Raw genomic sequence first — 24,865 nt, forward strand, 5'->3', positions numbered from 1 at the left:
AATTCATGCATGCCTCCTACGAGTGGGTTTCTCGCAGGATGGCAAACGGAGAGTTGAAAGTTCAAATCGAGACCAAGAAAAATCATGAGTTATCTATTTCAAATCAACCAATTACAGCGTTTAAACTCCGCAACGTCCGGACAGCAGTGCCGCGATATATCGGTCCATAAGTTTTTCTCGATTACGACGGATTCAGGGGCGTCAAGGTAGAGAGAAAACCCCATCCTTCTCCAGCTCTCTAATTAAGCTGCTATCGATATAATCGGCGGCATTCTTGCCTTTGAATTCCGGCGCGACACCGGTGCCCATGTCTTTTAGATCAAGTTCGAGCGCTTGAGTCAACGGATAAGGTTTCTGCGGGTTGGGACCGAGAAGATAACGGTAACGCACCATCACTTCGAGCAGCTTGCGCTCCTCGACCTTCATGTATTTGCCGACCACACGATAGACCAGTTCCTTGTCTTTCATGCCGATGGCAATCCCTTCGCCAAATGCCCGGAGGAAGTTCTTCACGCGATTGGGATAGTTCTTGAGAAATTGCCGCGAGGTGAAGATATCCGTGCCAGAGACCTCGATGCCTTCTTTCAGTGTGTCCGCCAGCCGGCTCAGCTTGTTGCCTTCGCGTTCGAAGCGGGCGACGCTTTCGATGGTCGATAAGGTCGCGGCGATCTTACCGGCCTGCAACAGGCGCAGCTTCTCGTACGAAAGTGTCACGCCTACGGGAATCGTGTTGACATCTTTTTCAGTCAAACCCAACTTGGGCAGCAGCCGGCGTAGGACGAAATAATCGCCGGCGCCGAAGTTAGCCACGCCGATGGTCTTGCCTTTCAACTGGGAGATCGAGGCGACCGCGGGTTGCGCGACGAGCTGATATTCCGTCGGACCCAAGGTCGCAAGTATCACGATGGGCGCGCCGCGGGCTGCCGCCGCGACCGCCGGTGTTCCAGCGGCGATGGCGAGATGGACGTCGCCGCCAACAATGGCTGCGACGCTCAAGCCGGCGCCGCTGATAAAGATAATTTGGACATCGAGCCCGTACTTTTCAAACAGCCCGAGTTCCTTGGCGATCCAAATCGGCACGCGGTTCTCTGAGATCACGCCGTTTGCAACCACGAGACGTTCCAACCGGCGATCTTGAGCCTGAAGGCCAGTGGCAAGCAGCAGCCACGAAAAGGCCGTCGTCAATATCATCCATCGATGCATGGTCCCCTCCACTGGGCGCGCGATTCAGCAAATGTCTAAGCCGCCACTTCGTTAAGGTTGCGGTAGTGTCTCCCCTTGGACACCGGCGCGAGACCCGAGATAATTTTGCTCCAATGATCTCCTTCGTCGTCGCTGTAATAAATCTCGCCGTCCGTCGTGCCGACAAAAAGCGCAAACGATCGATCCCACACTTCCATCATCAGCGCCTCGGTGTTCGCACGCAGATGTTCGGGCAAGCCGTGCTCGAGCATTTCCCAGGTTTTCGCCCCGTCTCGGCTGCGCGCGATTCGAGAATTCGCCGTCCGGTTCGCGCGCCACTTGCTCGGCGCATCGATTCCGCCGGACATAAACATCAGATCCTCGCGTTCGGGATGGATCACCAGACCGTCCGGATAGCCGATTCTCATCGACCGGGTGGTCAACTGCGCCCAATTCGCACCGCCATCCCGGCTGTGAAAAAGTCCATCGCCGTTCGCCATGTAAAGACATTTCGGATCGCTCTGCTTGACCGCTAGCCGGTGCACGTCGTCATGAAATCCTTGCAATTCGCTCCACGACGTACCGCCGTCGCAACTGCGCAGAAGTCCGCCCTGCTCGATACTCACATAAACCGTCCGAGCATCGCTCGGATCGAAAGCAATATTTTTGACATGACCGATATGCGGCGGCGCTGGAAACGTCCATTTCGCCACACTGGGCACATTGCGGATTCCGGGAATTTCATGCCAGCTCTCGCCCAGATCGTCGCTCCGATACAAATGTGCGGGTTCCGTGCCGGCATAAAGCACGGCCTTGCCAGCCACTTGAGCATAGCTCAAGCAATAAATGTGATCATGAGTTATGCCCTTGTTTCTGGGCGTCCAGGTTTTGCCCAGATCGCTGCTGGCGTAGAGTGTGCCACCATGGGCGCCGGCAAACACCAACCCACTCGCCGGCTCGATCATCAGCGAACCGATATGGCAATCGGTTAGTGATTCGCGCACCACCTCCCACCTGTTGTCGCTCACTCTGCCGATCGTTGCCACGCCGCGCACCGTGCCAACCAAGACTTCCTGCGCTCGCTGGTGAGAAACGAACAGCGTGGTGCCGTTGGGTGATAGACATACCGCCATTTGCCTGCCCTCCTTATCTCTCGTGCGAGATGGTCGGAAACAATCGCCTTGTAATAGCATCCGCGGCTAAGCGGGTTTTGGGTTCTTCTTCCGCCAGCGATTTATATCTCTCTGACGCTCGGGGCAAACAGTTCCCCAATATTCGCCAGCCTTCTCGCCAGCACCTCATCCAACGAGCAAAGATCGGAAAAGTCTCAAAGAGACTTTATTCCTAGCATTTCAAACTTTGCTAGTGAAACACACTCCCACCGTCAACGACAATCGACTGCCCGGTCATGAAGTCACTGTCCGACGAGCAAAGAAATACCAGCGTGCCCATCAAATCGTCCGGCGTTTGCAGCCGCTTGATCGAGCGCTCTTTGAGCTGAAGCTCGGTCAACGCCTTGGGCGCATTCTGCCCCTCATGCTCGACTAAGCCCGGCGCGATAGCGTTAACGCAGATGCCATAAGCGCCAACTTCGCGCGCCAACGAACGCGTCATGCCGATCAGCGCGGCTTTCGAAGCAACGTAGTGAAGAAAGTTGGGCGTGCCCCAGTATGCGGTTGAAGAAGAAATGTTGATGATCTTGCCGCTCTTCTGCTCCTTCATCTGCCGATAGACCGCCTTGGCGCAAAGAAACGGACCCTTGATGTTAACCGCTGAAACTTTGTCCCACTCTTCGCCGCTAATTTCGTAAAACGGATGTCGTTGGATGTTGATGAAGATCGCCGCGTTGTTGACCAGAATATCGATTCGGCCGAATGCTTTCACGGCTTCAGCCGCCATTCTGTTCGTATCCTCTTCCTTCGACACGTCGATCTTGAGCGCGAGCGCTTTGCCACCCTGCGAGCGAATCTCACTGGCGACCGCGTCGCCGTCAAGAACGTCAGCGATAACGACCGCCGCGCCTTCTTTCGCCAAGCGCCGGCAGTACGCCGCACCGATATGACGCGCACCGCCGGTAACAATGGCAACCTTCCCAGCCAATCTCATGTCATCCCTTTCAGATGTTCACGAAAATCCACCGGATTCCACCAAGTTTTCAACCCGAGCGACTCAGCGATCACTTTCGCGGCGTTGTAGCCAGGCGCGCCAGTGATATTGCCGCCGGGATGACATGACGACCCGCAGAGAAATAATCCGTCAATCGGCGTCTTGTATTGACCCCAACCGCGGAACGGCCGATTCTCCAACGCTTGATCGCCGGAATATTCGCCGACCATCCAATCGCCGCAGTACATGTTCTTGTCATGGCGCTCGATGTCGAGGGGCGTGGTCGAATCGGTGGAGAGAATATTCTTCTCGTCGAGATTGGGCGCGAACTTTTGCCAGACGGCGAGTTGTTTCTTGAACCAATCGTCGCGCGCCTTGTCCCAATTCAGCGGATTGCCCCAAAGATTGTAAGTCATCAACTGCCACATGAACGCCGTCGCTTTGCCCGGCGGCGCTTGGGTTGGATCGTGAAACGACGGCGTCGCGCCATTCATGAACGGTTTGCGCGGCAACTGACCGTTGCGGCAATCCTCGAATAGATTCTGCAAGTCTTCGTAATCTTCCAAGCCAACGATGTGCATGAACGAGCCCGCGACTTCAGGATGTTTTTCCTCGGTTATATACCGTGGCCTCTCGTTGAGCGCCAGATTGGTCGCGAAGATCGGCGTCGTCTTGGAGAAACGAAAGCCGTCCGCCAGTTCGGCAAACTTGGTATCCAAATTCTCCCGGCCAACCAGTTTGATGAAAGTCTCCACCGGATTGACATTGGAGGCGATGAACTTGCGCGCCTTGATCACCGTGCCGTCTTCCAGCACCACCGCGGTCGCCTGCCCTTTCTCGACCAAAATGCGCTCGACGCCGTTGGCTTCGATGTAGTCGACGTGATTGTGCGACATCATGTGCGCCAGGTTGTCGCCTAGCGCGTGGGATGTGCCGCGGCACAACTGCGGATTGACGCCCCAGGCGATCATCGCCGGAATCAGATAACCGGTCTGGGGCGCGTCAAGTTCGTAGCCGCGCATGACACCGAGAAAACCGATAAACGCACGCACGCGCGGATGCTCGAAGTGTTTCAGCACGAACTCTTCCGGCGTGGTGTCGAAATATTTTAGATACTCCCGGCCTTCGACGGTTTTTTCTAACAGCGGTTTCTTTTCTGCGAATGGCAGGGGCACGGCGTAGGTCTCGGTGAAGACAATCTTCTGCACCACCGGCTGCCAGCGCGTCCAGATGTCCATGAAGGACGCGGCGTCTTTTTTGGAAAAACGTTCGATGGTCTCGACGGTTCTCTTAACGTCTGAGAACCAGCCGAGATAAGTCTTGTCGAGAAAATGATGCACCACGCCCGGATCGGGACGGTAATAGTGAATACCGAAGTTCTCCAACTCCAGATCCTTGTACCACGGCAGCATCATCAGTCCGCGGTGAAACACCGAGTGGATATTATGCCAGAAGCCGGCATAGTTGCGATCCTCGTGGGAATCGAGACCGCCGCCGACTTCCATGTTCTTCTCGACCACCATGATCTTCTGCCCGCACTTAGCCAAATAACCGGCGCAGATCATGCCGTTGTGGCCGGCGCCGATGACGACGCCGTCGTATTCTAATATTTTCGCCATAATTCCGTCATACCGGCGCGCGCCGGTATCCAGTTTGGAATGCAGTACGGGTTCGAAGAATGGATTCCGGCCTGCGCCGGAATGACCGATCAAAACTTCTCCTAACCCGCACCGAATTCATCCAGACCACAAAATCCTTCAAAGCTTCAGATCTTCTTTCATCGCCCGCCAGCAGTTATACCCCGAACCCGCGATCACCGCGTCGGCCGGATGCATTGCTACGCCAACTTGATAGAGCCCGGCAATCGGCGTGCGATAATCCGATATCTGCTCGATGGGCCGCTGCTCGCCCATCTGAGTCGGAATCTTTCGCGCGACCCAGACGGAACCGCGGCGCAGGTTCGGCCAGCGCTGCGACATGTAGAACGGCTCCATGGCAACTTTCATCTCGATGTTGTCATCGGTCAGATTGGTCGCATAGCCGCGCCAGATTTTTAATACCGCATCCATGAAGCCTTTCTTGAGCTTGACCCAATCCTGCGGTTGTTTTCCCTTCAACTGAAATGGCACTGGCATAAACAGCGAAGCGGTATGCTTCCCTCTTGGCGCTTGCAGCGGATCGAACGCGGTCGGACAGATCGCATGCAAACACCCATGCACGGGAAACTCGCCGGCGCGAATCTCGTTCCACATCTCGTCAATGTCTGATGGCTTCTCCGGTCCGATATTCACGTTCATCGCCTGAGCGACTGCCGGATCATTCGCTTCATGCAGCGCATAGCGAACCGGCGCTTTCAGAGCGAGATGCACCTGGAAGTATGAAAACTCGTCGACCTGAATATCTTTCACGCGCTCGACAAAAGTCCGCGGCAAATAATCCTCTCCGACCATTTCGACGAAGGTGGAATAGGGATCGCTATTCGACACCACCGCCAAGCGCGCCTGCCACTCGCGCCCATCGCGCAAGCGCACACCGACTGCCCGGCCGTCGTCGTTGACGAGGATTTTCTCAACGTGATGCACGGCGCGAATCTGGCCACCCGCGTCGACGTAAGCGCGCTGCAACACTTGCGCGATCGAATGGGAACCCCCGCGCGCCAACTCCGGCCGCTCATCGCCGGCGATCAACTTTAAGACTTCGATGCCGCCGCCGGCGTAGTCGACGCCGATTCCGCGCGGTATCGCCATCTGCGACAGCACCAACGTCTTCACCGCGTCGGCGTCAAAGAATTCATCCACCACTTCCCGTGGCGTCATACGCCATAGCCGCAGAAACTCGTCGCCATCCGGCTGGCTGGCCAATGATTGCAACGTGGCGGCGCCCGCCTGGGGCGCTTGATAATAGTAAGGAATCAAATAGTCGCGGATGCATTGGTGGAAGCGCCGATGCACTTGTCGCCAAGTCTCCCCGTCCTTGGTCGAAAAACGTTTGATCGAAGTAACGGTATTTTCCAGCGATTGGTGTTGGGATATCGAACTGCCGTCGCAAAAAAGCAGCGAACTGATCGCCGGCGGTGAAACGAACTCGGCATGGTGGCCATTGTCCCAGCCCAGCTCCCGCCAAGGCGGCGAGACTTCGCGATTGTCTTGAAAGTAGGCAAGCGTATTATGCCAGTAGCCGGGCCGGGTAATCTCTTCGCTCGCGAGCCGCCCGCCGTTTTCCAACCGGCTCTCGCAGATAACGGTCTTAAGCCCCGCTTTGGCAAGATAGGTGCCGAGAGCAAAATTATTTTGCCCCGCACCGATCAGGATAATGTCCCATTCACTATCAACCACGACGAATTCCTCTTCGAGATGAGAAGTGAAGAGTAAGAAGTTTGGGGTGGGAAACTCCTGACTCCTGACTCCTGCGCTATTGCAGGAATATCTTTTTATACTCCGCCATCTTCTGCGCGAACGCTTCTTTGTCCATGTCGATCATATCGACCATCTGAATCTTGTTGGCGTCGGGTAGCGGTGGATAGATGCCTTTGCGGGTGACGAATTCGCCGATGTTGGCCATGATCTTAAGGCTTTCTTCGCCGAGGAAATAATCGATGAAGACTTTGCCGGCATTGGGATGCGGCGCCTTGTTGGCCATCGAAATCGATTGGCCGTCGCCCATGAATTTTCCCAAGCGCACGTAATCGAGCGGCACACCGGTGCGGCCGTAAAAAACTACGTTCTTGAGAAAGGCGATACCAATGGGTGTCTCGCCGGTGGTGATGCGTTCGCCCGCCGGGGTCAGCGACGGAACCAGCAATGGTTTGGACGCGGCCAGGTCGTGAATAAACTTTTCCGCTTTCTCCTTGCCCATGATCTTGTGCAAGCTCGCCAGCCATTGGGCCGTCGTCGTGTGCAGACTTGGATCGGGAACCACGACCTTGCCCTTGTACTGTGGCTTGACCAGATCTTCGAGGGACTTCGGTCCATCGGCAGGTTTGATGATCCCGGTATGATAGACGACGCCGATCACCGTGCTGCGATAGGCCGGACCGAGTTCGGGATCGATGACGGTTTTGGGAAATGCCTTGGCCGCCGGCGAATCGTACTTCGCCAACAAGCCATCTTTTTGAATCAAGCGCAAAGTCGAAGTCGTGGTCAACACTAGGTCGGCTTGCGGTTTGCCGGCCCGCGCCTCAGCGCCAATCCGGTCGGTCACCTTGTTGGCGGCGTCGCGCCAGTAAGCCACTTCCAGTCCAGTCTTCTTTTTAAAAGCCGCCGACAGCAAATCCATGGTGTCGTTCTCCAGCGAACCATAGACCACCACTTTGCCGCCCTCTTTCTTCGCCGCGTCGATCAGCTTGGCATCCTGCGCCATCACCGGCGCCGCCAGCGCCAAAGTCAGCACGATCGCCACTCGGGTCGAACATTTCATACTCGACACCGATTCATCCTCCTGGAAATGGATTGAAATTAAATACGCCAGAGTTCATAACGGGTCCAATTGATTGTCTCCGCCGCCTGCCTCTGCTACCTTACTACATTATTAACTTATGACATCGCAAGAAAAGCTAAAAAAAATCCGCGAAGAGTTAAAGCAGCAATTCCTCGAACGCGCCGATGTCATCGACGGCTCCCTGGCTGCTTTGCTATCGGCACATCACTTACTGATCATCGGCCCGCCGGGCACGGCCAAGTCCATGCTCGCCGACGAACTGTGCCGGCGTATCGAAGGGGCCGACTACTTTCAGTGGCTGCTGACACGCTTCACCACGCCGGAAGAAGTTTTCGGCGCGGTAAGCTTGAAGGCCCTGGAGCAAGACGATTACCGCCGGGTGACCAGCCGCAAGCTGCCGGAAGCGCACATCGCCTTCCTCGATGAAATCTTCAAGGCCAACTCGTCGATCTTGAATTCGATCTTGACGCTGATCAACGAGCGGTTGTTTCATAACGGCAAAGAAGTCGTCAAAGTACCGCTGCTAACACTGTTCGGTGCCAGCAACGAGCTTCCCGAAGAGGAAGAGCTGACCGCGCTCTATGACCGCTTTCTCTTGCGTTTCGTCGTCGGCTACATCGCCGAGGACTTCCGTTTTCTGCGCATGTTGGAGTCACACAAGGCCGCCGAGCGCACCATCCTGACGCTTGACGAATTATCGGAGTTGCAAAAGCTGGCCAGCGCGGTGGCGATCCCGCCTCATGTCTATCGTGGCATCGCCGACATCCGCCGCGAACTCAACAAGAAGAACATCCTGGCGTCCGACCGGCGCTACCGCCAATCCCTGGCGCTACTGCAAGCCTACGCCTATCTCGAAGGTGAAAGCGAAGTATTCGAGAAGCATTTGTTTTTTCTCGAGCATGTGTTGTGGCGCGACCCCGCCGAGCATGAAACCGTGCGCAATACGATCCGCGAGTTACTGCTCGGCTACGAAGAAGAGATAACCGAGCTGCTCTACGAATCGCGGGAAATCCGCGAAGCGGCGTTCCAACCGGGCCACACCAGCGACGAACGCGCCCGGGCGCTGATCGAGTATCACACCAAGCTCAAGAACATCATGACCAAGGTCGACCAGATTAAGGACAAAGCCCAACGCATGGGCCGGCCGTTGGACCGGGTCAATTCGGTACGCGGCGAGATCGAGCAATTGCAAAAAGAGATGCTGGAGAGGTTCTAAGCGTTGAGATCCGAGTACCGAGCGTTGAGTTAAGAATGGCCAAGCATACCGCGCAAGTTATTGCTTGAAAGATCCATGCCACAGCCATCGCGCAAGAAGCCCGTCAAGCGAGTCTTCCAGCCGCTGCCGAAAAATACTTTTTGGATCGAACACGACGCCTACGATTGGCGCGTATGGGAACATCTGCGCAGCGAAGCGCCGTCGCTACGCGAGCTGGAATCGTCCGGCGCCAATCTCCTGCCCCACTTCGGCTCCCTGCTGCAAGATATTTTCTGCCTGCTGTTCAAATACAACATCAAGCATCGCGCCGACGCCGAAGTGCTGCCCAGCGCGCTGCTCAATCGCAATTTTCTCAACGCCATCCACAACGGCCCCCAGTATGAATTTCTCCGCGAGCAGACTTTGTTAAACGAAGCCCACGCCGGCCTGTCGACCTTGATCCTCGGCGAACGGCTGCTCGCGCTGGTGCGCGAAGAGAAGTTTCTCAACCGGCGCGACATGCGCGATCTGTGGGACATTCAAAAGCAGGAAGAGATCGTCGGCGAGAAAATCGAAGAGTACGACAACGCCGACACGATACCCGAAGACGAACTTTCGGAGCAAGGCAAAAAGGCGCTGCAAAAGGCCAAAGAAAAGATGGCCGGTGAAGTTCAAGGCGCCGAAGCGCTGCTGCGTCACAAAACCACTCAGCTCAAAGAAGATTTGAAACAGATCGAAGCCCAAGCGACCAATCGGATTCAGTCCGAAGCGATCAAGGTCGCGCAGCAGTTGGAAGACGCCACCGAAGAAGCGCAAACCTGGGGCAACACCATCGGCAGCGGTGAAAAGTCGCCGCCGGGGCAGAAATTGGAATTGGGCCGGCGGCTGGCCGGCAATGAGAAGTTGAAAAAGCTCGCGCGCATGGTCGGACGCATGAAACTGCATGCCCAAGGGCTACGCAAGAAAGTCTTCGAAAGATCTAATGAGGAGCTGCTCGAAATCGAGCAAGGCGACGCGCTCCACCGCCTGCTGCCGCACGAGATGCTGAGTCTGCACCATCCGCTGCTGCGCAAGGATTTTTTTCGCCGCTTTCTCGATCAGGAGCTGATTCAATATTCGCTGCGCGGCGTCGAAGAGAAAGGCAAAGGGCCGATGATCGTCTGCCTCGACGGCAGCTCGTCGATGTCCGGCGACAAAGAGATATGGTCTAAAGCCGTGACGCTGACGCTCTTGGAAATCGCCCGGAAACAGCGCCGGCTATTTCGCTCCATCTGCTTTTCGTCAGCCGACACGCCATTGCAAGTTCTCGACATGAATCCGCGCGACCGCTACGAAGTCGAGACCAAAACCGTCATGGATCTCGCCGAATACTTTCCCGGCGGCGGCACCGACTTTCAAACGCCGCTCGACGCCGCATTGGCTTGCCTGCGCGAGTCGCGCTTCAAAAAAGGCGACATTATTTTCATCACCGACGGCGAATGCCAGGTCGATCCTGAGTGGGCAGAGAAGTTTCGCGAGGAAAAAGAAAAACTCGGCTTCTCGCTGTTTTCAATCCTTATCGACATGGGGCCGGCGTCACTAGGCACGCTGAAAGAATTCAGCGACCGCATCTCGACGATCAAACAGCTAACGGGGGAAGAAGTAAAAGAGATTTTCGTAAAGTTCTAAACCTTCAATCTAGCGATCCGTCGACTCTTAGCTCCTCTTTCCTATTCCCCCTTTGGAAAAGGGGGATCATGGGGGATTTGCTGCGGTGCGGGGAGGTTTTCTTCACAACAATTGAGCTATGAACGAAATAACAGAGCCGCATGAACGCAAGATAATCTCCCCTATCCCCTCTTTTCCAAAGAGGGGAAGCGGAGACGCTACTTCCTCGTAATCTCCTTCATCAACCGCATCCACTTGTCGAGCCGGTCGGAATATTCTTCGGTGGTTAACCCCTTCTCAGGATAGAATTTTTCGAAGCCATAATTTTTCGCGCCGCTGCTGGAGGCGAAGGTTTCGTTGAATACCTTCTGGACTTGTAGCGCTTCACGCGGAGGTCATCCTTTGGTCCGGAATACACTTCGACACAGGCGCTATTACCTACAGCGCACCATCACCGCGTCAAAATATCTTCGAATCACTCCGTCACCGCACTACATGTTTTTGTAAATGTAAATACATGTAAAGTTAGTTGACAGTTATCACTCATTGTTATAGTTGCTCTAACCCCGCATCGCGTAAAGATTTTTCAACTGAATTGAGAAAGAAATAAATCACGTAGAAAAAATGTAAAGATAGTTTACAAAATTTTAGATGCACTCAAAATTCAAGCTGTTGAAATCACGCAACTTAAGTCTCTGGCCTAAGATTTGCTCGCTTAGCACTCCAAACACGAATTAGGAGGTCTGCATGAAATTAGATTGGAACAGAATGGAGCGACCAACGACAAACATGAGAAAGGCGTTGACAGCTTTGTTTGTTGGGGCGTTCACGCTCTTCGGAATGGGTACGGCACAAGCAGGGCTCATCGGTCGCACCATTGGGGTCGAAACACTATTCCCGACCATCGGAACGGTCTGCTGTGGCTCAGGTACAGCGGTGGTAGGCGCCGGAGTCGAGTTTCCTACCGGAACGTTTCCCGACTATAACCCCAACGCGTTTGTGGACGTAAGCGATCTCCAGATCGATTATGGGCAGACCGAGGGTACGTTTTATAGCCCTGCCACTTTTAACGGCCTAAGATTTTTTGATGTTCTAGGCACGATCCCGGACATAATCGGCGTATCCATCAATGGAGCGACCAATCTTGCCGGCTTCAACTCGAGCATGCTCTCTTTCGATGCCAACAACATTTACATCAACATGCAAAACATCTCGGCACCTGCCGCTCACCTCGTCAGGCTCGATGTCCAGCTTGCTGCGGTTCCCGAGCCCGCCACCATGCTTCTCCTCGGCTCCGGACTGGCCGGTCTGGTCGCCATGCGCCGCCGCAACACTGTCTAGCTCAATAGGCTGTAGAAAATAGAAACGGCGACCTACGGGTCGCCGTTTCTGTTTCAGATTACCAGAGTGGGGCTGAGTGTCAGTAGCGGCAACGGTGCGAGACATTTAATAATTTAATTCAAAACGATGCAGGGTCGTGTGGCCGACACGAACGAACCAAGTCTGCGAGTTTGGCCACCTCGCGGCAAGAGTATCCGAGGCGGTTAGCGCGTCGTCAGCCACTTCGCATTGTCCCGAATCGATGTCGATGGCGACAACTTTGCCTTCGTTTCCGTTTTCAACTAGCGCACGTATGGTCCTTTCGTAAAGCTCGTTGCCACGTCTGGCAAACTCGTCATGACCGTAGCGCGGCTTCTGCTTCGTCATGATCCTATCCTCCGTCGAATTCCCCGTTAAGATAACCTTCAACGCTCGTCGAGCGCAATGGTATTCAACCTAGCCGCCACTACTTCCGCGTGATCTCCTTCATCAACCGCATCCACTTTTCTAACCGGTCGGAATATTCTTCTGTCGTCAGCCCTTTTTCGGGATAGAATTTTTCGAAGCCGTAATTCTTCGCGCCGCTGCCGTAGGCGAAGGTCTCGTTGAACATTTTCTGGCCGGTGGGGCTGATCAGAAAATCGACCAGCAACAATCCCGCGTGGGGATGCTGCGCATTCGCGGAGATGCCGACGCTGCCGGCATTGGCCACGGCCAAGTCGAGCGCGTGCCACGCGATCGGCGCGCCGTTGCGCGCGGCGTGGGCGACGTTGGTGGAAAAACCGACGAAGGAGGACGGCACTTCGCCGGATACGATCAATTCATTGAAACCCGGCCCCGACGCGCCGTGCAGCGTGACCTCTTGGTCTTTTAATTTGCGCACGAAGCCGTCGCCCTTGGCGTAAACCATCGCGCCGATTTGCCGCGCGCTGCTTTCGTCGTTGCTAACCGCCATCTTTCCTTTGAGCGCGGGCTTCAATAAATCGTCGAATTTTCTCGGTAGCAAATTGGCAGCGACGGCATTCTTGTTGTAAGCGAAACCGATGTACGATTCGCGATCAGTGGTCCAATACACCAAGCCGTTTTTGGCTTTCTCTTTGGCGCTGTCCGGAAAAGCTTTCAAATGCGGCGAGAAGTACGGCGCAAAAAACTGCTCATCGCGAAGCGACATCAAAGCGCCTGGCGTGCTCTCGATGGTATCGACGAGAAACCGGCGCGCCTTGTGTTCGGCTAGCGCTTTGCTGAGCAGCTCGATGCCGCCGGCGCGATAGACTTCGACCGTTACACCGGGATATTTAGCTTCGAAGATTTTGGCAATGTCTTTCGAAGGAACCAACGACGTGTACCAAACAACCTTGCCTTCTCTCTTGGCTCCGTCGTAAAGAATCTTCTCGCGATCGGCGCGCGCGTAGGTCGCCAGTTCGCTGACGCTCTTGGCCGTCTGCCCCCAAGCGCCGTTAGCCAACATGCACAGCATCACTGCAATAAGCGCAAAATTCATCATCCGAAAATCCCTTACCCCTTACTCCTCACCCCTTACGCTATCTTCTTCCGCGGGTACATGGCATCGATCATCGCCCGTTTATGAAACAGCGGCGTGCCCAAATACTGATAGAGCGCATGGGCGAGCACGCTATGCGCCATCAATACATGCTTGTAGTCGGTGCCGGCGCCGGCGAAGACCATGTGCGAAAAATGGCAGGACTGATAGTAGGCTTCGCTCGCCACCGCTTTGGATTGATGCGCGCCGGCCGTGGCCGCAATAGCGGAATCGATCTTCCATAGCGTCTCGTAGGTTATCCAACGCGCGCCGTCGAGATGGATCGAAATATCGACACAGTGATCCTGCACGCGCTGAAAGCGGCCGATGGGCTGACCGAAGACAACGCGGGTGCGGGTGTACTCGTTGGTCATTTCGAAAATCTCTTGGCAGGCACCCACCTGGTAGGCACACAGAATCGGCAAAGCTTTGATCAGCGCCGCTTCCAGCACCGACCAGCCCGAATCCACCGCACCGATGAGTGCGTCCGCTCCGACGGCAACTTTATCAAAGCTCACTTCCGCCGCGCCGATCATGAAGCCCGACACCGGCTTGACCGTAACCCCCGGCGCATTGCGATCGACTAATGCTAGTATAACGCCGCCGCTGTCGGTGCGTGCGGCGCAAATAAATTGGCTCGCGGCGTCGCCGTCCTGGACATAGCGCTTGGTGCCGCTGAAAGTAAATCCGCTAGCCGTCTTGCTGGCGCGGGTCTGCACCGATTTCGGCCCGAACTGAATCGGATCGTCGGAGAGCGCTGGAATCACGATGGCGCTGCCATCGCAAATCTTCGGCAACCAGGATTTTTGCTGCGCCGCGCTGCCGCCTTCAAGAATCAATTGCGCCGCCAACACACCGCAAGAAAAATACGGACCGGGCAAGGGACCTCGGCCAAGCTCCTCAAAGACCACGCCGCAGTCGGTAGCTGACGTTCCCCCGCCGCCAAACTCGTCGGGAATCATCATGCCCAGCCAACCGACACCCGCGGTCTTTTTATATAGCTCGGGAAGATGGGCGATTTTCTTTTGATACCAGTCAGTGATGACATGAGACGGCGCTTCGGCCTTCAAAAAATCCCCCGCCACCTTCTTCATCATATTTTGATCGTCATTTAATTTGAGATCCATGACATTCTATCCTCTTTGCGTACTTTGCGTTCTTTGCGGTTAATCAATCCCCGTCATAACTCCATGGGCGCGATGACTCGCGCCCCTACACCTTTTCTAAACCGTGGTCGGCGCGTCTTCCTGGGACGGCCGGCCCAAACCCAAGCGCCGCGCGATGATCAGCCGATCGGTATCCAACGTGCCGCCGCCATGGAGCCAACCGGGGCCGCTGCGCACGGTGTATTCGAAGTCGGCTACTTCGTGCACCGAATCGTCAGGATTGAGCGCGTCATAGCCGCAGATCTTTTGCACCCGCTCGGCATTGCGCAAGCGCACCATGCGCTGAAAAAAGAGATATTGCGGCCCGCCATAGGAATGGGGCAGCTTGACATAGCGATGCCAAAAGTTGCGCAATCCCATCAAGCGCTGGACATCGAGATCGATCAGCATCTCGGCGAGCACATCGCGAACGTCTTGATCTTCCATGATGCTTTCGCCGTCGAAGTTGGTCTTCTGGCAGTGCGTGATCAAGCGCGCGAACAACGGATGCTCGGCGACGCTGCCGCCGCCGCCATGTTCGAGTTCAAGATAGCTGTTGGCAACCTTCCAGCCGTTGTTCTCGCCGCCGACTAGATACTTGGCCGGCACGCGCACGTTATCGAAGAACACGGCATTCTTGATGCCCATCATCAAGTGCATATGCTGAATGGTGATGCCGGGAAGAGTCGCCGGGATGTAGAGCCAGCCCAAGTTTTCATGGCGCTTACCGGCGGGATTGGTGCAAACAAATGTCCAAAGAAAGTCCGGCGGTAAGTGATGGCCGACCAAAACTTTTTGGCCGTTGACAATGTAGTCATCGCCGTCGCGAATCGCCTTGGTCTGGCAGTTGGCGACATCGCTGCCGCCCTGCGGCTCGGTGAGGACTTGCCACACCGCCAACTCGCCGCGCATCATCGGCGGTAGGAATTCCGCCTTCTGCTCCTCGGTGCCGAACTTCATCAACGCCGGCGCCACCAAACGCGACAGAGTGTAGAAAACCGAACCGAGCGATAAGCCATATTTGTCGATCTCGGTTTCCAGCACGAACTGATGATCGAGGCTCAAGCCGGCGCCGCCGTATTTAATTGGATAGGTTGGGAACAGCCAGCGCTTGGCGCCTAACTTTCCGGCCAACGCGCGGCGGAATTTATACTCCTCGGCATTTTCCCGCGTCGACCAGTTACCTGACCAACGCAGATGCTCGCTGCCTTTCATGTTTTCCACTAACCAAGCGCGCACCTCTTGGCGAAACGCGCTGATCTCCGGTGTATCCGCCTGTAAGCTGAAGTCCATTAAATTATCTCCTCTCTCATCGTTTCTTCATTTTCTCAGAAAACCTAAACATTGACGCAAGCGTGCTGTTCCGTGTTCGTGACTCGTGATCATGCTCGTCATCGGACGAACACGAACCACGACCACGACCTACACATCCCACTCCCCCGCCGTCAGCCGGGGAATGATCGGATGCAAAATCCGATACGACAATCCCCACAGCCGATGCGCGCCGATTTGATAAAACGAAACCCGCTGGGATTTTTCCCAGGTTGGGAAACGGTCGATCATCTCATCGTGGGCGCCAGGGCGCGTCAGGTCGCTGAGTTTCACATCGATCAGCTCGGCGATCTCGCGCTCGGCCAGCTGCCACCGCTCCGGCAGAGTGATCCGCGCGAGATAGGGAAACACCCGGTAACCGGTGGTGCGGGTTTGTTCCATGGGCAACTCAGCGAGCACGTCATGGCGCGGCACGGTCAAGCACAACTCTTCGCGCAATTCGCGCAAGGCAGTGTCGAGCATGGTTTCGTCCTCGGGGTCATATTTGCCGCCGGGAAAGGCGATCTGGCCGCCATGCACGCCGCCGGGATTGCGCAAAATCATCACGATGTGCAACTCGCCGTCGCTGTTTCGGTAGACCGGAATCACCACGGCCGCATCGATCATGCAACTCTCCTCAAGCAAGTATGTACTACAGGAACTGGTGCTGCCGCAACGAGATTTTGCCAAGAGATTTTATGAATAAGCTGTGATAAGAATCACGACGAAAGGCGGTGTCATCATGGACAAGCAGCCCAACTTCCTATTCATCATCACCGACCAGCACCGCGCCGATCACCTCGGCTGTTACGGCAACTCGGTGGTGAAAACCTCGAACATCGACCGGCTCGCCCAAACCGGCACGCGCTTCGACAACTTCCACGTCGCCACGCCGATCTGCATGCCCAACCGCGCGACGATCATGACCGGGCGCATGCCGTCGCTTCACGGCGCCCGCCAAAACGGTATTCCCCTGTCATTGAAGGCGACCACCTTCGTCGAAATCATGCGCGCTGCCGGCTACGACACCGGCCTCATCGGCAAGTGTCATCTGCAAAGCATCAGCGGCAACCTTCCGACCATCGGTATGCCGACAGCCGATCCGAACAAAATTCAGCCGCCGGAAAATCTGCGCGAAGCCGACAGCAGCTGGCCGAGCCACGGCCGCTACGACCAGGAACTGCGGTCGACATGGTTGAACGATGCGGCATTCGAACTCACGCTCCCCTACTACGGTTTCAACCATGTCGAACTTGCAGTCGGCCACGGCGATGAGATTGTCGGACACTATTATCGCTGGCTCAAGCAACGGCGCGCCGACGCCGATTCACTGCGCGGGCCGAAGAATCAATTGCCGGGCAACAACCGTATCGCGCCCCAGGCCTGGCGTACGGCGGTTCCCGAAGAGCTTTATCCCACGGCCTACATCGCCGAGCGGACGATCAAATATTTGGAGAACTATGCGCGTAGCGACCGCTCCAAACCGTTTTTCTTGCAATGTTCCTTTCCCGACCCGCATCATCCGTTCACGCCGCCGGGTCGGTACTGGGAGATGTACGATGCCGATCAGATCAGCTTGCCGCCGTCATTTCATTCCAGCGAGCGGCCGATTGTCGGCCATTTACAAAAACTCTACGACGAGCGCGCCGCCAACAATGCTAATCGCGACGGTCAACGCACTTTCGCGATTAGCGAACAGGAAGCGCGCCAAGCCATCGCGCTAACTTACGGTATGATCACCATGATCGACGACGCCATCGGCAGCATTTTCGCTTGGCTAAAAACCCTCCGCCTCGATGACGACACCGTGGTCATTTTCACCAGCGACCACGGCGACTTCATGGGCGATCATCAATTGTTGTTGAAGGGCGCGCTGCACTATCGCGGTCTGGTGCGCGTGCCGTTCATCTGGAACGATCCGGCTCTGGAAAACCAAGCGCCGGTCAACGACGGCCTGTGCGGCACCCTCGACATCGCCAACACGATCCTCGATCGCGCCGGCTTGGCGGGACATAACGGCATGCAAGGCGTCAGTCTGCTGCCGGCGGTCAATGGCGCCCCCACCGGCCGCGACGCGCTGGTCATCGAAGAGCATCAACGGCGCGGCTACATGGGATTCAAAAATAATTTCCGGGCGCGAAGTTTGATCACCAAAGAAAATCGCTTGACGATTTACGAAGGCGTCGATTGGGGCGAACTCTACGACTTTGCCGCCGACCCTTACGAGCAGAATAATTTATGGAATGAACCGGGCAGTCAGAAACGGCGCCATGAATTGATCGAACAGTTGGCAAGAAAGCTGATGGAGCAATCCGACAGCAGCCCGCTGGCGACGCATCATGGACCGTAACTTTAGTTTTTAGTCTTGAGTGTTTAGTTTTGAGTTGTGAGAAAAGAGCCGACCTCGTTTGATTGAAACTCAAAATTAATAACTAAACACTAAAAACTCTCGTCTACGCTTTTATCCCTGAAGCAACCCACGCCGGCATCGGCAGCTCGACGACATCGCCTTTGGTATATTTCACTAGCGCCGCGCGCATTTCTTCGCGAATCTTATCGAGCACCGTCGGTTTCTGAGCGTGCAGCAAGCCCGCGGTGCGCACGGTGCTGTCCTTCATGACGTTGAACAAGCCGTCACCCGCGGGCAAGCGCCACACTTGCGCCACTTTGACCACCGTCGGCGATTCGAAGCCGGCGACCAACAGACCGCGGGTACATTCCTCGGGATCGGAGTAACGAAAAAACGGCGGCCCTTCAGGCAATTCGACGCGCGGCTCGCCGTGCAGTTCCACCGCGCGCAGGACGATGCCGAAACCGATGGTCTCTTCCGGCTTGGCCCAAACCGAAAACGCGAAGCGGCCGCCGCTGCGCAGAATCCGCAGTGCTTCGAGCAGCGCGACTTCAGGCTGGCCGAGATGGAGAATGCCGAAATTCATCGCCGCGCCATCGAACAAACTATTTCCCAGCGGCAATTTCTCCGCGTCGCCCTCGCGAAACTCGACTCCCGCTTGCAGTTTCTTGGCGTGCTCGACCATGGCGGCGGAAAAATCTACGCCTAGCACCGTCGCGCCGCGCTTGGCGGCGGCGGCGGCGGCGTAGCCGGGCCCGCTAGCGATGTCGAGAAAGTTCATGTCCTTCTTCAAGCGCACGGCGTTAAGCAATGGCTCGATCGCCTGACCGGTCAAACTACCGAAGGCTTCATGATAGCCGCTGGGAATTTTCTGCCAGCCGGCATGTTCGAAACTCTTAAATTTTTCTGGTTCAAGGATCATAGATTGGTTACACTCGTTAAACCGCCCAATGGACTTGCAAGTTTATAGCATGGACGGCGGCGTAAAGGAATTTCACCTTGACCGCGGCAGCGCTTTTCTTTAGTGTCGGCACGCGGAGGAAAAGCATGAAATTTACGCGGGCGATATTTTTTTCGGTGCTGCTCTTGGCAGCGACGGCTAACGCGGCTCAACCGATCACTAAAGTGATCATGACCAGCGGCTCGTTCAGCGAGCGCGAAGCCGCCATGTACCTCGCTCAGGATCAGGGGATCTTTCGCCGTTACGGTTTGGAGCTGACCTTCGTCACCGTGCGCAACGGCCCGGTCGGCATGGCGGCACTCGCCTCGGGAGAAACCCAACTCCATTCCGGTTCCGCCACCGGCGCCGTGTTGGGCTCCGCCGCCGAAGGCATGGATATCGTCTTCGTCGCCGGCATCATCAACAAACTCATCGGCAACATCATGGCGTCGCCAAAAATCAAAATGCCCGCCGATCTGAAAGGCAAGACCATCGCTGTCACCAGCGCTAGCGGCGGCAGCTGGATGTTCACCACCTTGGCGCTCGAATATTGGGGATTGGATGCCAAGCGCGACGCCATTACCATGCGCATACTCGGCGACGAATCGGTGCGCAGCCAAGCGCTGCTCAACGATAGCGTCGCCGCGACGCATCTGGGCTACACCTTCTCCGCGCCGCTGATCAGCAAGGGCTTCACCAATCTCGGCGATCTCGCCAAGCTACCGATTCCCTTCCAAAGCACCGGTGTGCTGACCACCCGGCGCTACATGAACTCGCATCCCGAAGTGATTGAAAATGTTTTGCGCGGCGTGATCGACGCTCTGCAATTCGTCGAAAAACCGGAAAACAAACCGGCGGTGCTGAAAAGTTTGATGAAGGGACTGCGGTTAAAAAATATCGAGCAAGCGATGGAAGGCTACGACACTCTGGCGAATATCTACGAAAAGAAAATTTACCCCCGACCCGACGGCGTGCGCAACGTCATCCGCCTGCTCGGCCAGACCAACGAGAAAATCCGTAAACTCAAAGCCGAAGAATTAGTCGACGACCGGTTTGTCAGGAAGCTAGAGAAGGAAGGCCGGTTCTAGCAATTCGAGTGAACAGCGCTCTACTGCCGAGCTCTGGCGTCCTTCACGACCGCGGCGAGGGTGTCGTTATAGAGGCGCATTATCTCGTTGACCATGGCGGTAACCTGAGCGGCGTCGGGCTTGTCCGGCATGAGCGCCTTTTCGATAGCGATCATGTTTTTTTCGATCGCTACATAGGAGTCGGCGTTGCGCGCCTTAATCAGATCTTCGATGCCGTCCCAACTGTCGTCGAAGGACTGAAAGGATCTCCGCGCCTTGGCGAAGTTGCCGGCCTTCAAGGCGGGCGGCACTTCGCGCAAATGCGCGCGCACGATGCGCAGCCGGGCAACTTCGTCATAAAACGAATTGAGCGGCGCCATCGGCACAAACAAGCCGATCATCTCATCGAATTTGGCGAGCATCGCCTGAACATCTGCGATCAGCGGCGCCAGATTCGGATTGGCGCCATCTAGTGCTTTGGTGATGCGCGGCTGGAAGTCATGTTCCAGAACTTCGTACATCGCCTTGCTGCGAGTGTTGACGTAAACTTCGATACCGTTCCACGCCGAGTCGAAGGCCTCGAAGGCTTCCTTCGCGCGTGCAACATCGCCTGCTTTCAGAGCCGCGATGGTATTGACCAGAGTCGGCCGCATGGCCTTGATGCTGCTGACCTCGAAACGCTCAGCTTGCGCCGACGCTTGTCCCGCTGTACCGGCCACCGCCAGCGCTACGACAATCGCAAAGCCAAGGCGGCGAATTTTTTGCATCATATTTGGGTTATTTTCGGCTTAAGATGATTTGTGAGATCCACAGCGCTAAGGCATTTCTTCGAGCAGCCTGCCAAATCCGATCTTCTTTTGTCGAATATGTAGTCGTTTCTGCACAGACCATACCCGCGCCGGCACCGAGTGAACCACCGGCACCTGCAAATCTTCTTCGAGTAGGTGAACGATATCCAAGCAGCGCCAGCCGGTGCCGAGCATGTAGATGCCGTCGGCGTCGGGATGCTTGAGAAAGGCCTGGCGCGTGTGACCGTAGATTTCCGTCGAGGCTAGGCGGCCGACATCGGCGAAGTCGACTTTCATGCCTTCCATCGCCAGCACTTCGAAGCCAGCGCTCTGGAAATAGCGCGTGAACATGTCGTTGATGCTGCCGACAAAGTAAGTCACGCCGACGAATTTCTTGACGCCGAGCGCGCGCAACGCCTCGACCTGGGTCTGCGCCGCGGTGACGATGGGAATTTTAAATTCTTCTTCCCACTCTTTGGTGATCTTCGCCTCGCCCTGGAAGCCGTGGATCATGAAGGGCGGCGCGCCCTCGGGATGGATCAAGTCGACGCCCTCTTTAGCCAGCTCGGCGACTTTTTCATGGACGGCGTTAAGCGCAGCGCCAAACTCCTCTTCCGTGCCGCGCTTGAAATCCAAATACACCGGCACGACGCCAACGCCTTCCGGCATCAAGCGAATGAATTCCTCTAGCGATCCCGGCCGATGGGTCGGTTTGACGACGCCGACCACACCGCGCCAACTGGTAAAAACCATAAATTGGAGTCCTGTTCAAAAAGGAAAGTTAATTGATCGTCTGTTAACTTGCGGCAGCGTCCGATCCTGAGTTCGACCACACTATAGGCTCGACCGATATCACCTGGATGCGCCCACAAGTAAACGACGCTTCATGCTTTATACCAGTGCCACCCCAGTCCACGGAGAATAAGTTTTTCTTCAAGTTTTTCGAAAACAGATACTTGATACCCAGACCGACGATCGGGTTTTGATGATTGAAACCGTCAATTTCAAAGTCCTCAAACTCCTCGAATCGAATGACAGCTTCAGTCGGTTTTCGCTCTGGAGCATCGCCAGAATAGCGGAAGTCAAAGACGTAAAAAGTCGCTGTAAGCCTCGGAGGTATGCGCTGATCCCATTTCCCCGTCTCTAGAACCCACCAATGATTGCCTCTATCCAAGTTGAGGGCTAAGACCTCCGCGTCTTCAAACGATGGCCATTCGCCAAAGCACTCTATTAGAAGATCTGCTCCTTCGATTGCGGCGACGACCTCGGGAGGCGTAAGTTCTTCGACAATGCGCTCGTCCCATGGTTTGTTAATCATACGTTCTTAGCCACACTAACAAAAAGATATGCTTCACTCATCTACCACGCTACGAAGAGCACACTGCGATAGCCGAACACTGTTTAGCAACTACGCTCGATTCTTGAACAGATCAGGAAATTTAGCTCTCATCTTGACCCGATAATCCTCCGGCACTTCGACGACTTTGGGGAACTCGCCCTTCAGCTTACGGTTATATGGCTGGCAAGCGTCAATCAAAATACGATTGTTGAAATTGCCCGGCAAGAACATCGGATCGCGTCCCGACGACCACGCCTTCTGCACTAGATCGATGTCGGTCATCGGATCGAAGCGCGTGCCCATGGCCCACAGCACTTGATCGATGTCCGAGCAATCGACATCGTCGTCGACGACGACAGTCCACTTGCCGTTGTAGGCGCCGGCCATGCAGTTTGACGCGACGTGAAGCACGTTGCGCGCGTGGCCGGGATAGCGCTGGCGGATTTGGATCGCGGTGAAACGCGTCGCCGGAGCGCCTTCGTGATTCCACACACCGAGGATCTCTGGCAAGCCGCAAGCTTCCAGCGCGTTCCAAATTTCCGCCGCGCCGGCGATACCTTTAAGCAAACCGGTTTCATCCACCGGTTTGTGTTGCGGCGCGCAGGTAAGGATCGGATTGTTGCGGTACATGACGGTCTTGACGTTGAGATAGGGCCGCGGCACGACGTCGTCGGAATAATATCCCATCCACTCGCCGAACGGCCCTTCCGGCTGCGATTGCCCCGGCACCGCCTCACCTTCGATGACGATCTCGGCGTCGGCGGGAATCGGAAAACCGGTATAAGGCCCCTTCACGACTTCCACCGGCTCGCCACGAATCCCGCCGGCGAAATCGTATTCAGACACGCCGGAAGGCAACGGGCTGGCGGAAAGCATGTAGAGCAACGGATCTTGGCCGCAGACAATCGCGAACTTGCAGCTCTGGCCGCGCTCGAAATATTTGTCGCGGTGAATCCTGCCATGTTTGCCTTCGGTGATCTGACAGCCAATCGTCTTGCCGTCGTAAACTTCGCAGCGATAAGCGCCGAAGTTGTACCAGTCTGCGTCAGGGTCTTTGGTGATGCACATGTCGGCGGTGCCGATGTAACGATGGGTGTCGCGTTGATGATGGATCGGCACCGGCAACTTGAGCACGTCGACCTTGTCGCCTTCCAAAACGTTTTCGAAGATCGGCCCGGTCTTAACCATCTTGGGCTTGAGCAGCTTCATATCGGTCATGACGTGGTGATACGCCTTGACGATGTCCGACTTGTGCTCGTATTCGAGCGGCAAGCCGAGGGTCAGGGCGACACGCTTGATGGTCGAGAATTGGCCGTACAATGTGCGGTAGCCTTTGGGATAACCCGGCACCTCGTCGAACACGATGGCCGGCGCTTTGCCTTTGCCGCCTTCGGTAAGCATCTGCGTGATCGAACCCATCTCACGGTCCCAATGGGCGCCGTTGACCGTCAACAGCTCACCCATTTTTTCCACCTGCTCGATCCAGTCGCGTAATCCGCGATATGTCACCGTGCTATGAGAAGCGCCAATACGTTCCGGACGTGCCATGAATTCCTCCTAAAAAATGCGCAATGAATGAAGTCGTGTCACCTTACGTTTCACCTCAATTATTGTCAAGAAAGTGGGCTGCGATGACTTGTCGGCACGGCTCAACAATGTTATGAACGCGAATCGTCGCCAGCGTGGCGCGGCTTACTTACGAATTGCAACGTGAGGTTTCCATGGCGGCAAGAAAATCTTACGACCAGCCACTGCGCGTTATCGGCCAATCTCTGGAAGCCCAGCGTATTGGAATTTTCGAACTGCGCCTTCAGGGCGAGGGTTTCGTGGTGCGCGGTGAACCTGAAGAAGAAACCTCGCTCTTGGCCAAGCTGGTCAATTGGCAGAAACGCAATCGCAGCGCCGGTCTCAACGGTCCGCTGGTCTTCACAACCCAAGACCTCGACGAACTCGAACGCCAAGGCCGAAGCCGGCGCAGCAAGCCGAACCGGCTGCCGGACTTTCATAGTCTGCCCAACACCCTGCGCACCGTAGGATCGTATCTGGAAGAGAAAGGCGCGGAGCTGATCGAACTGCGCAAGAAGGACCTGAGCATCACCCTGCTAGCCAACAACAAAGCCGGCCACCCGGAATTCGAAGAACGCGGATTGGCATGGTTTTACGATCTGTTTGTCGATCTCCACGGCAAGCGTAAACCAAACAGTCAGAGTTAGACGGCAACGAAGAAAAGCTTTCACCACAGAGAGCCTAGAGGTCACAGAGGTTTCAAGAATGAATTTTCTCCGTGGTCTCTGTGCGCTCTGTGGTGATTCAGTCTTTTCATGTTTCTCTGTGGCACTTCCGAAGTTTCGTCATACCGGCGTAGGCCGGAAGGTGGATTCACATTTGAAGTGCAACAGGTCACGAGTAAATACCTCAGCCGGGGTTTGGTAGTTAAGACACTTTCTCGGAGTGTGATTATAGCAACGGACCAGCGAGAGCAAGCGCTCATCGGAAAG

General features: G+C 55.7%; 22 protein-coding genes. 6 read left to right on the forward strand and 16 right to left on the reverse strand.

Annotated features, from left to right (window positions below; all coding sequences use genetic code 11):
• Positions 1 to 201: 201 nt before the first annotated feature.
• The 6 genes from EXR70_17620 to EXR70_17645 all read right to left on the reverse strand — a co-directional run bounded on the left by EXR70_17620 (position 202) and on the right by EXR70_17645 (position 7,704).
• Complete coding sequence (locus EXR70_17620; protein ID MSP40310.1) at positions 202 to 1,203, reverse strand: hypothetical protein; 1,002 nt, start codon at positions 1,201 to 1,203, stop codon at positions 202 to 204.
• Positions 1,204 to 1,238: 35 nt separating this feature from the next.
• Positions 1,239 to 2,315 carry a glycosyl hydrolase gene (locus EXR70_17625; GenBank protein MSP40311.1) on the reverse strand — a complete coding sequence of 359 codons (1,077 nt, stop codon included), beginning with the start codon at positions 2,313 to 2,315 and terminating at the stop codon, positions 1,239 to 1,241.
• 229 nt (positions 2,316 to 2,544) lie between these two features.
• Positions 2,545 to 3,288: a 3-oxoacyl-ACP reductase FabG gene (locus EXR70_17630; protein MSP40312.1), complete on the reverse strand. Its 744-nt coding sequence runs from the start codon at positions 3,286 to 3,288 to the stop codon at positions 2,545 to 2,547.
• Positions 3,285 to 4,907 (reverse strand): NAD(P)/FAD-dependent oxidoreductase, encoded by a 1,623-nt coding sequence (locus EXR70_17635; GenBank protein ID MSP40313.1) that lies wholly within the window; start codon positions 4,905 to 4,907, stop codon positions 3,285 to 3,287. Before EXR70_17635 ends, EXR70_17630 begins: the two co-directional genes overlap by 4 nt.
• 138 nt (positions 4,908 to 5,045) lie before the next feature.
• A complete protein-coding gene (locus EXR70_17640) occupies positions 5,046 to 6,623 on the reverse strand; it encodes an NAD(P)/FAD-dependent oxidoreductase (GenBank protein ID MSP40314.1) in 1,578 nt (525 codons plus the stop codon).
• A 76-nt stretch (positions 6,624 to 6,699) separates the two neighbouring features.
• Positions 6,700 to 7,704 (reverse strand): extracellular solute-binding protein, encoded by a 1,005-nt coding sequence (locus EXR70_17645; protein MSP40315.1) that lies wholly within the window; start codon positions 7,702 to 7,704, stop codon positions 6,700 to 6,702.
• Between the two features lie 118 nt (positions 7,705 to 7,822).
• On the opposite strand from EXR70_17645, the gene EXR70_17650 reads away from it, so the two are divergent.
• From EXR70_17650 to EXR70_17660, 3 genes are all read left to right on the forward strand, one after another.
• Positions 7,823 to 8,941 carry an ATPase gene (locus EXR70_17650; protein ID MSP40316.1) on the forward strand — a complete coding sequence of 373 codons (1,119 nt, stop codon included), beginning with the start codon at positions 7,823 to 7,825 and terminating at the stop codon, positions 8,939 to 8,941.
• Between the two features lie 75 nt (positions 8,942 to 9,016).
• Entirely contained in the window at positions 9,017 to 10,588 is a 1,572-nt protein-coding gene (locus EXR70_17655) for a hypothetical protein (GenBank protein MSP40317.1), read from the forward strand.
• Positions 10,589 to 11,314: 726 nt separating this feature from the next.
• The gene (locus EXR70_17660) at positions 11,315 to 11,908 is read left to right on the forward strand and encodes a VPLPA-CTERM sorting domain-containing protein (GenBank protein MSP40318.1); all 594 of its coding nucleotides are present in this window, start codon (positions 11,315 to 11,317) and stop codon (positions 11,906 to 11,908) included.
• Positions 11,909 to 12,013: 105 nt separating this feature from the next.
• On the opposite strand, the gene EXR70_17665 is transcribed toward EXR70_17660, so the two are convergent.
• The 5 genes from EXR70_17665 to EXR70_17685 all read right to left on the reverse strand — a co-directional run bounded on the left by EXR70_17665 (position 12,014) and on the right by EXR70_17685 (position 16,510).
• A complete protein-coding gene (locus tag EXR70_17665; GenBank protein ID MSP40319.1) occupies positions 12,014 to 12,274 on the reverse strand; it encodes a hypothetical protein in 261 nt (86 codons plus the stop codon).
• Between the two features lie 79 nt (positions 12,275 to 12,353).
• Entirely contained in the window at positions 12,354 to 13,391 is a 1,038-nt protein-coding gene (locus tag EXR70_17670) for an extracellular solute-binding protein (GenBank protein ID MSP40320.1), read from the reverse strand.
• A 32-nt stretch (positions 13,392 to 13,423) separates the two neighbouring features.
• On the reverse strand, positions 13,424 to 14,554 hold the full coding sequence (locus EXR70_17675; protein ID MSP40321.1) for an acyl-CoA dehydrogenase: 1,131 nt from the start codon (positions 14,552 to 14,554) through the stop codon (positions 13,424 to 13,426).
• 96 nt (positions 14,555 to 14,650) lie between these two features.
• Positions 14,651 to 15,865: a hypothetical protein gene (locus EXR70_17680; GenBank protein ID MSP40322.1), complete on the reverse strand. Its 1,215-nt coding sequence runs from the start codon at positions 15,863 to 15,865 to the stop codon at positions 14,651 to 14,653.
• Between the two features lie 129 nt (positions 15,866 to 15,994).
• Complete coding sequence (locus tag EXR70_17685; GenBank protein ID MSP40323.1) at positions 15,995 to 16,510, reverse strand: CoA pyrophosphatase; 516 nt, start codon at positions 16,508 to 16,510, stop codon at positions 15,995 to 15,997.
• Positions 16,511 to 16,625: 115 nt separating this feature from the next.
• Here EXR70_17685 and EXR70_17690 point away from each other — a divergent pair, with 115 nt between their 5' ends.
• Positions 16,626 to 18,233, forward strand: coding sequence for a sulfatase (locus EXR70_17690; protein MSP40324.1), 1,608 nt, complete (start codon positions 16,626 to 16,628; stop codon positions 18,231 to 18,233).
• A gap of 103 nt (positions 18,234 to 18,336) precedes the next feature.
• Here the strand turns inward: EXR70_17690 and EXR70_17695 are convergent, their stop codons facing one another.
• Positions 18,337 to 19,155, reverse strand: coding sequence for a class I SAM-dependent methyltransferase (locus EXR70_17695; protein ID MSP40325.1), 819 nt, complete (start codon positions 19,153 to 19,155; stop codon positions 18,337 to 18,339).
• Positions 19,156 to 19,280: 125 nt separating this feature from the next.
• On the opposite strand from EXR70_17695, the gene EXR70_17700 reads away from it, so the two are divergent.
• A complete protein-coding gene (locus EXR70_17700; GenBank protein MSP40326.1) occupies positions 19,281 to 20,261 on the forward strand; it encodes an ABC transporter substrate-binding protein in 981 nt (326 codons plus the stop codon).
• A gap of 20 nt (positions 20,262 to 20,281) precedes the next feature.
• Here the strand turns inward: EXR70_17700 and EXR70_17705 are convergent, their stop codons facing one another.
• From EXR70_17705 to EXR70_17720, 4 genes are all read right to left on the reverse strand, one after another.
• Positions 20,282 to 21,010, reverse strand: a complete 729-nt coding sequence (locus EXR70_17705) for a hypothetical protein (protein MSP40327.1) — start codon at positions 21,008 to 21,010, stop codon at positions 20,282 to 20,284.
• Positions 21,011 to 21,055: 45 nt separating this feature from the next.
• On the reverse strand, positions 21,056 to 21,781 hold the full coding sequence (locus EXR70_17710; GenBank protein ID MSP40328.1) for a hypothetical protein: 726 nt from the start codon (positions 21,779 to 21,781) through the stop codon (positions 21,056 to 21,058).
• 43 nt (positions 21,782 to 21,824) lie between these two features.
• The gene (locus tag EXR70_17715) at positions 21,825 to 22,346 is read right to left on the reverse strand and encodes a hypothetical protein (GenBank protein ID MSP40329.1); all 522 of its coding nucleotides are present in this window, start codon (positions 22,344 to 22,346) and stop codon (positions 21,825 to 21,827) included.
• 90 nt (positions 22,347 to 22,436) lie between these two features.
• On the reverse strand, positions 22,437 to 23,915 hold the full coding sequence (locus tag EXR70_17720; protein MSP40330.1) for a UbiD family decarboxylase: 1,479 nt from the start codon (positions 23,913 to 23,915) through the stop codon (positions 22,437 to 22,439).
• Between the two features lie 173 nt (positions 23,916 to 24,088).
• On the opposite strand from EXR70_17720, the gene EXR70_17725 reads away from it, so the two are divergent.
• Positions 24,089 to 24,580 (forward strand): hypothetical protein, encoded by a 492-nt coding sequence (locus EXR70_17725; GenBank protein MSP40331.1) that lies wholly within the window; start codon positions 24,089 to 24,091, stop codon positions 24,578 to 24,580.
• The last annotated feature ends 285 nt before the right edge of the window (positions 24,581 to 24,865 follow it).

The sequence above is a fragment of the Deltaproteobacteria bacterium genome (assembly GCA_009692615.1).
Classification (GTDB): Bacteria; Desulfobacterota; Binatia; order UBA9968; family UBA9968; genus DP-20.